This is a genomic window from Candidatus Methanoperedens nitratireducens (assembly GCF_000685155.1).
GTDB classification, from domain to species: Archaea; Halobacteriota; Methanosarcinia; order Methanosarcinales; family Methanoperedenaceae; genus Methanoperedens; species Methanoperedens nitratireducens.
On sequence record NZ_JMIY01000007.1, the window covers coordinates 514,660 to 522,957 of the forward strand.

10 protein-coding genes are annotated in these 8,298 nt (G+C 39.5%); 6 read left to right on the top strand and 4 right to left on the bottom strand.

The features are described 5' to 3' along the window. The 4 genes from ANME2D_RS14585 to ANME2D_RS14600 form a co-directional block, all read right to left on the bottom strand. The coding region (locus ANME2D_RS14585; RefSeq protein ID WP_048093133.1) for an ABC transporter permease at positions 1-845 on the bottom strand (845 nt) is incomplete at its 3' end. 5 nt (positions 846-850) lie between these two features. Next, the gene (locus ANME2D_RS14590; RefSeq protein ID WP_048093135.1) at positions 851-1,753 is read right to left on the bottom strand and encodes an ABC transporter permease; all 903 of its coding nucleotides are present in this window, start codon (positions 1,751-1,753) and stop codon (positions 851-853) included. Further along, on the bottom strand, positions 1,750-3,633 hold the full coding sequence (locus tag ANME2D_RS14595; protein WP_157834153.1) for a PEGA domain-containing protein: 1,884 nt from the start codon (positions 3,631-3,633) through the stop codon (positions 1,750-1,752). The genes ANME2D_RS14590 and ANME2D_RS14595 overlap by 4 nt, the downstream gene beginning before the upstream one ends. A gap of 52 nt (positions 3,634-3,685) precedes the next feature. Beyond that, a complete protein-coding gene (locus ANME2D_RS14600) occupies positions 3,686-4,141 on the bottom strand; it encodes a hypothetical protein (RefSeq protein WP_048093139.1) in 456 nt (151 codons plus the stop codon). A gap of 361 nt (positions 4,142-4,502) precedes the next feature. Here ANME2D_RS14600 and ANME2D_RS14605 point away from each other — a divergent pair, with 361 nt between their 5' ends. The 6 genes from ANME2D_RS14605 (at position 4,503) to ANME2D_RS14630 (ending at position 8,074) form a co-directional block, all read left to right on the top strand. Next, positions 4,503-5,081 carry a helix-turn-helix domain-containing protein gene (locus ANME2D_RS14605; RefSeq protein WP_048093141.1) on the top strand — a complete coding sequence of 193 codons (579 nt, stop codon included), beginning with the start codon at positions 4,503-4,505 and terminating at the stop codon, positions 5,079-5,081. Next, a complete protein-coding gene (locus tag ANME2D_RS17545) occupies positions 5,078-5,536 on the top strand; it encodes an IS630 family transposase (RefSeq protein ID WP_241763389.1) in 459 nt (152 codons plus the stop codon). Before ANME2D_RS14605 ends, ANME2D_RS17545 begins: the two co-directional genes overlap by 4 nt. 64 nt (positions 5,537-5,600) lie before the next feature. Then, on the top strand, positions 5,601-6,032 hold the full coding sequence (locus tag ANME2D_RS14615; protein WP_048093146.1) for a hypothetical protein: 432 nt from the start codon (positions 5,601-5,603) through the stop codon (positions 6,030-6,032). A 169-nt stretch (positions 6,033-6,201) separates the two neighbouring features. Beyond that, entirely contained in the window at positions 6,202-6,771 is a 570-nt protein-coding gene (locus ANME2D_RS14620; RefSeq protein WP_052368954.1) for a winged helix-turn-helix transcriptional regulator, read from the top strand. Positions 6,772-6,969: 198 nt separating this feature from the next. Continuing rightward, a complete protein-coding gene (locus ANME2D_RS14625; RefSeq protein ID WP_048093150.1) occupies positions 6,970-7,209 on the top strand; it encodes a hypothetical protein in 240 nt (79 codons plus the stop codon). A gap of 73 nt (positions 7,210-7,282) precedes the next feature. Beyond that, the gene (locus tag ANME2D_RS14630) at positions 7,283-8,074 is read left to right on the top strand and encodes a sensor histidine kinase (RefSeq protein WP_052368955.1); all 792 of its coding nucleotides are present in this window, start codon (positions 7,283-7,285) and stop codon (positions 8,072-8,074) included. The last annotated feature ends 224 nt before the right edge of the window (positions 8,075-8,298 follow it).

An 8,298-nucleotide genomic window follows, 5' to 3' on the forward strand; every position in this document is an offset into this window, starting at 1 on the left:
ATTAGCACTGTTAAATTCATCCAGAACTCGCTGAACCATTGAGTTAAGGTAAAGCGGGTATCTAATATTCCTCTGATATTTGACTCGATTCCGGGACCTCCCCAGCCAAGATTAGTTCTGCCTGTAACTAATTCTGCAAAGTGGTGCATCGGCGATATGTTAGAGATTTTTGCAATAATTCCCCAGCCTTCCGGGTTTCCTGCTAAAGTCTGGCCTGAAAGAAAGAAAAATGCGATGACAATCACCGTGAAAACAATGGAAATACCAAGCCATATAGTAATGTTATATATGAGAGAATCAGTGGCATCCTTTACAACAATTGACAGAATTATACCAATGCCAAGGAAAACCAGCACATAAAGAAAAGTGAACATTACGTACAGAGCTATTCTGGTTAGTTCCATGGTGCTTACCACCCCTCCGAACAGAAACAGTAGTGTTCCGACAGATATGACTGTCGAGACAAACAGAACAATGAATAATATTAGCATGGAGCCAAGCAGCTTACCCAAAATAACAGTATCCCGGAAAACTGGATGCGTCAGAAGAACATTCATCGAACCCGATTTCTGTTCTCTTATCACAGCATCAAAGCTCAGGGCAATCCCAATCAACGGGGCAAACCATGTAATGATCCCCGAAATACCTCTTAGTCCTGACATAAGCACTGATGTTGATTCTCTCCCCATTTGGCTCATGTATTCTGCCGCTAACCCCTGCTGGTAGCTGAAGACGAATGTTATCAGTGTGAAAGTGACAGTTAACGCTAAAAACACAGGACTTCCGATACTATCTGCAAATTCCTTCCCTGCAATTGTTACTACATTTCTGATATTTTTGTTCATAATTCTCACCATGTTATATCTTTGCGCAGGAAGGCTACAAACGCTGCAATGAAAAGCAATACTGGCATAACTGTCAATGCAACGAGATTTGTCCAGTAATCATTAAACCAGTCCCCCATTGTGTGTTTAAAGTCAAAAATCCCTGATGTAATCTTCTGGCCTGTCATAACATTAACACCCCCCACGCTTATTCCTGGAACACCTACTACAGCCTCTGAATAATGATGTATTGGTGAAATCTTTTGAAGATCACCATTAAGAGCACGTACATCACGGTTACTGCCTGAATCAAGGATAGATTCCCCTGTTGCAATTGAAGAAGCCACCGAGATGATCGCCCCAAATACCATTATCAGATTAATCCATACTACCAGGCCATAGATAAATGAATTAGTAGAACTGCTTGAAAATATAGATATTAGAACCCCCAGAGCCAGAAAAGTAGAAAGATATATAAAAGTTATACCCGTAAAAATAAGAACTCTGCTTAACTCCGCCAAACCAACCTGTACCCCGCTGAGGGCAATCATGGTTCCAACCGAGGCAATAACAGATATGAATACCACCAGGGCAAGGGTGGCCAGCCCACCAGCGATTTTCCCGGTTATGATATTGTCCCGGAAAACAGGATGCGCCAGGAGAACATTTAATGATGCCGATTTTCGCTCTTTAATAACAGCATCAAAGCCCAGGCCAATGCCTGCCAGAGGAAGGAAAAGCCCGATAATCTGGGCAACATCGATAAAACCCATATCAAATATGTTAAATCCATTCTTCACAGACTGAACGCTAAAAGAGAATATAACCAGCGTGAACATCAAGAGCAGAACCCTGAACCTTGGACTCCATAAATTGTCAGCGAATTCCTTTTGAGCAATTACAAATATATTATCGATATTCTGTTTCATCTAATTCTCCTTAAAAATATTATAAAAATTAATGCGATAACTGGAAATACTGAATTAAAACCAGGCGTTTCAGGTATATCCGCGGTCGGTACTGCTGCTGTATTATTTTGCAGGTCTAGAGTTTGATTATTCTCTTTAACTATGATTGATTTGCTTGCAACCCTATAACCTTCCCTGGAGGCATTTAACAGATACCTGCCCTGCTCCTTGAAGCTGTAATTTAAATAGCCTGTTTCATTTGTTATGCCTATTTCTTTGCCATTGAGTGTAATAGATGAATTCTCCACTGGTTTTGACATTGATTTGACCTGAATGGCAAATTCTTCACCCTCTTGAACTGAGGACGGGGCATGAAGGGACATAACTTCGTCGTATCCGCTGAACTTTATTGCAAGTAGATTATCGCCAAATGAGTCCACCAGCAACCTGCTTCCATCCGGACTCCAGCTGTTAAGATTGTAACCGCGTGTATCATTTAAAGTAATTTGTACACGCTCTGTGCCGTCAGGTTTCACTATAAACACCCGCCTCGTGTCGCGATCATTCCCTATAGTTTCATCTTTCGAAGAGGAAAAGGCAATATAATCTCCAGAGGGATGCCATGCATATTCGATAAAAGATAATGCAATTGTGGCCCTGCCGCTTCCGTCCGGGTTTATTGTATAGAGATTCCGGTTCTCTGTTAACGCTATTTTATCTCCTTTCGGAGACCAGCTTGCACGGACTTCATCTCTTGTGGTGACCTCTGAGAGCAGTTTCTGGTTTCTCCCATCAGAATCAGCTACATAGAACCTGGAAGTTATTTTTCCATCATTATGAATTGTTGAGGTAGTAAATATCATCTTTTGCCCATCAGGACTCAAACTTAAAATATCATCAATAAGCCTATTATCATTACTTATGATTTCGGTTGCACCAGTTCCATCCACATTAATTGTGCGAACACTTCTGTCTAATTGATAAAAAATTTTGCTATCATCCGGACTCCAGCTAATGGTTCCAGCACGGATAATTTTGCCATCCGTAGTAAGTTTTTTTAACCCAGTTCCATCCTCATTTATTACCCAGAGGTTCTTACCATTGAAAGCAATTTTTTTCCCATCATGGCTCCATACGGCATTCAGCACATAGGTTTCGATAGATTCATTGGTAAGTTGTTTCAGAATAAAGCCGTTCTCATCTACTGTATATAATTGTTTCTTCCCGATGTCTAAGTCCATTATAACAAATGCCTTTGTTCCATCCGGGCTCCAGGTAAAACCTGCCTGCCATTCTATATTTAAAATATTTTCTCTTATTGAATCAATAGTAGTATAGTTCTTTCCAACCACCCTGAATAGAGTACCATCTATATCTGCAATTACAGCAAAACCCCTTATTCTGAAAATATTTGTATGAATGATTATCTTATTTCCATCCGGGCTCCATGATTCTAAATTCATATTGAGCGATTTGTTTTTTATATTAGTTTTTGTATTATTGAGTGTTGATGCAATTTCTTTTATCTCGGTCCCGTCCGCATTCATTGCATATATTGCATAGACAGTTTTTAGCTCTCGCACTGAAGTTCCAGGTAATTGGGAGGCTGGTCTTATCAAAAGCCTGCTTCCATCAGGACTCCACAAGATATAAGAATAATCGACTTGAAGTGAATCTATTTTGTCGGTTTTAGCAAGGCTATAGTAGTAAGGGGCTGTTATATTTGATATCGAGATGACACTTTCAATGTTGAGGGAAGTATTTGTATTTTCCAGCGAACTGGCCGGGGGGACAAACAAACTTACCATCAATACGATTATCAAGAAACTATATTTTAAGATTTTTCTTATATTGTTGTATAATTCAATATAATTCATACACTTATTGATTTTATTTTTCATATACATTCGTGTTTTATTTATTATTATAATACATTAAAAAAATAAAAAATTTTTATGGAGACCAATTTCGTGCAAGGAAGAATTCGTAGCCGGAGTAAGTACCTCCATTGGATTTATAGATTAGAGAATATACTGGCGGACTTTGAACATTACTATTGAAGTAATAGTTACCATTCTCGTTCCGTTCCAAGAAGAGGTCATCTTCATCATCTTCATATGAAGATATACCACTGACAAACGCCCCGCTTTCAATCCACGTATTTACTCTATCCCCTGAATTCACGCTGCATTTATACCGATCTTTATCGGTACCAGAAGAAATATCTCCTCCGATAAACAGCGAAATGTCATAGTTGGGACAGTTAATAGTATATGCACTAGCTTTGGAATCACTTACATCTGGTGGTTCTGCATATACATCCGGAGTCGCTGCTGCTAGCCCGGTAAATATGTTAAGGGCTATCAGCACAGTCATTACTGCTGATACAGTTCTTTTTAATCTTCCCATAGTTTTCACCTCCGTTTCATTTACTCCGAAGGCGGCTGGCAAGCTTTAAGTATCTTCAAAGCCTAACACAATTCTGCCTTCTGGCAGCGTTTGGGGTTCAACCGTCCCTGGAAGGTTCAGTTGAACCCCGCACGATTTTTACATTGATTTAAATGCTTATATAATTTCTATGAAAACTGCCTAACAGATTGAGAGTTACTAATGATTCAATGAAACAAATGCATTGGATAAAATTTAATATATTAATTTTACATACGAATTTATAAAAGTATAGTGATAATACAAATTAGTTATAGCAAGATTCCAAAATTGCCGTAAATTTTAAGTGCAATCAAACAGATTCTTTAATGGGAGTGTTTAAATGACAATAACACCGAGAGGGGAATCATTTCTTCCAGACTTTTCTATAGATGAGTTGAACGACCTTTATCAAAAAGAGGGAGATCCAAAAGCTAAAATAAGGCTTCTTGCAGCGATTTTACGCAAGGAAGGTAGGACTCTTGAAGAAGTAAGCTTTACTATAAAACATCCACTAACAACCGTTGGCGACTGGCTACGTCGCTTGCACGTAGAGGGAATTTCAAGAAAGAATAATAAAAAGCAATCTGGTAGACCAAAAAGATTGACAGATAAACAGATAGAAAATCTAAAGCCAATTCTTTTCAAATCTCCCCATGAGCAGGGTTTTCCATTCATTATCTGGACAACAAAACTTGTTATTCAGCTAATAGAAAAACTCTATAACGTATCCTATAAACCACTTCAAGTAAGGCGTATACTTCATCGTCTTGGTTTATCCTGCCAAAAACCACGGCCAGCTCATAGAAAGGCTAACAAACAGCTTCAAGAAGAATTTAAAAAAAATTCAAACAACAAGTTAAACCATTTGTTGACGATGGATACACAGTCTTATTTCTGGACGAAAGCATCTTCCCGATAGCACCATATCTCACATACGGCTGGTTTCCTGTTGGCAGTCACCCGAATGTAAAGTACGAATACAAAAGGAAGGAAAAAATCTGTGTTCTGGGGGCATTAAACTCTGAATATTTCATCTATGCGTTCACAGACTGGCTAAACGGTGATGTTTTCAAGGTATTCTTACAACGACTTGTTTACAAATTCGGTAAGCTGGTTGTCGTTATAGATCAGGGTCCTTATCATACATCCGGTGATATGCAAAAATTTTATCAGGAAAATAAAGAGCATCTGCATGTTGTTTATTTTCCAAGTTATAGCCCTGAGCTTGATCCTATAGAGCAGTCGTGGAGGGCGGCTAAGAAATGGCTGGCAATAAGGTACTGGGAGAATAAGAGGGAATTAAAGCGACAACTGATTAAGGCATTTGAAGAGGGTATCACTATGATTCCAATTTATGATTATTTGAGAACTTGACTATAGGTAGTTTTCATAGAAAACTCATATACTATTATAATCATTATGCTCATATGGTGATATAATGAAGTGGTTAATTGCATTAGTTATGGTTGCATCACTATTGGCTGCGCCAGCGGCATCGGCTGAAGAAAAAGAATATACAGTGCGCCCTTCAAGTGGTGAAACACCGCCAGTATCTATCCTGATATACGATTCCATAACGCAGGGTCAGACAAAAACATATTATACGGATGTGGGGAGTGGAGTAAACTGGCTTGAAGTTGACCTGAACTGGGGAGATAGAACAGATTCCCTTTCGTTAACAATATACAGGCCCGGCGGCAGCAGCATTGGAACTTTTTATGATTCAAGCGATGGAGTAATTGATGGAAGGATACATATAGATATAGTTCCAGATCAAGGTTATGTAGAATCAGGACGATGGAGATCCCAGGTATATGGAGTATCAGTTGTTGGAACGGAGGATTACACATTTAACGTATATCAACATTAGACCAGGATACCTCCTCCTTTGTTTTTTCTTTTTATTATCGGTCTCTACCGCCTTTGCTACTGAGTACACCGTACGTCCCTCCCTGAGCAATCAATCAGGCTCCTCAGTAGCAGGTGAGGAGGTTCATGAAATTGAGGTTAAACCTGTTCCCTACTGGCTGTTTCTTCTTATGTTGGGTTTTGCTCAGGTAACCTCTGCTCCAGAAACTTTTTTTACAATAAGATTCCTTGCCATCCTCGGCGGATATAAGAAAATATGCCATTCAAACGTTTTAGAGAACACGAACAGGGATAAACTATATGATTTTATAAAGTCATTTCCCGGAAGTTATTTTAGCGAAATAATCAAAGCAACAGGATTGAACAAAGGAACGGTCGAATACCACCTGAAAATGATGAAATCAGAAGAGATGATAGAATCTTCTAAAACAAATGGAAAAACTCGCTATTTTCTGAACCACTTCACCTATAATAAAGCTGAGCAGACAGTAATTGCTGCACTGAAAAATGATGCGCATAGAAGAATTATTTTAGAGATTCTCAATAATCAGGGCATAAATCATAAAACCCTTTCAGAAAGAATAGGAGTCTCTGGACCTACGATTACACAGCATATTAAATACCTGAAAGAGAAGGGAATTGTTAAAGCTGAGACAAAGGGCTGGTACACGACTTACAGCATCGATTCAAGTTACTGCAATTCATTGCACAAATATTTGAACAGAGTAATACCTTCATAAAATCCTGGTAGAACTATAGAGATAGTATTCCTGTTCAGAGCGCATGCATTGCATATAGTGAAAAGCTTTGACTCCTGCAATCAATGCGCTGTGCATGTACCAGACGGCTCCAGGATATATAAAATAGATAAGATCAGGTTTATTTGAAGGAATATTTTAATAAGTACTTGACCAATGAAGACATAGCAGTTAGGGAAAATGACTCAATATAAATATATCTTTATGATAAACCCCGGTGTTATCACGATTTACCGCGCCAGGTTAATAAAAGAAAGAGGCGATGGGCTAATTTTATTGCAACCTGAGAATACTTTAGATAAAATTGTTTGCCCAAAAGATGAGGTCTTCGATACTTTAGATGATGCTCGCAATGCAATAAAAAAACGGAAAGCAGCTTATGAACATTACGCAACTTTCGACATCAGGGAGGTAATATAAGCATGAAAAACATATCAACAATAAGCATAATCCACATTTGAATATAATGCCACATGATATTTCCTTGGATAAAATGTTGAAAGATAAAGATAAATTAAAAGAGCAGCTTTCGAAGTCCCCGTATTTAAATACGGGGACTGATGAACTGGCAGAATTGCGCACTTGCGTTGCTGAACTGGAAAGATCAGAAGCCGAGTGCAAGCGAGCCGAGCAAGCTGCTCAAGAGGCGCGTAAATACGCAGAGAACATTGTAGAGACTGTACGAGAGCCTATTTTAGTTTTAGATGCAGATTTGCGAGTGAAAAGTGCGAATCAGGCTTTTTATAAAACGTTTAAGGTCGCTCCAGAGGAAACTCTGAACAGATTCATTTACGATCTTGGGAACCGCCAGTGGGATATCCCAAAGTTAAGAGAGTTACTGGAAGAGATTATCCCAAAAAGCACCTCGTTCCAGGACTTTGAGGTTGAACACGATTTCCAAATAATCGGACGGAGAACCATGTTACTCAATGCCCGCAGAATATATCGGGAAAGTGTCGGTACCCAAGAAATCCTCTTAGCTATTGAGGACATAACAGAGCGCAAGAGGGCTGAGGAGGCACTACGCAGAGCGCACGATGAACTGGAAATAATTGTTCAGGATAGAACAAAAGAGCTGAAGAAAGCATTAGAGGAATTGGAACGCTCCAATAAGGAACTTGAGCAGTTTGCCTATATTGTCTCCCATGACCTTCAGGAGCCACTACGCATGGTGGCGAGCTTTACCCAGCTTCTGGAAGAGAGCTATAAAGGCAGGCTGGATAAGGATGCTGATGAGTTCATTTACTATATAGTGGATGGGGCTGCGCGGATGGCAACTGGCTGAGCGGCAAGTCCGGCTCACCTAGAGATAAGGTGGCTACTTGATCAGGCGATTGATGGGCGAGCTGAAGGGCGATCGAACCACCATATTACACTTAGAAATAGACTCCTTTCCTTCTACTACTGTTATAACCTCCATATTTTCACCTTTCAATCTTTATTTAGCTTGCCTGCTTTCGTAGCAGGTTATTTCTTGTGGGCTTCCTTAACCTGCTCGGGGGTGAATTT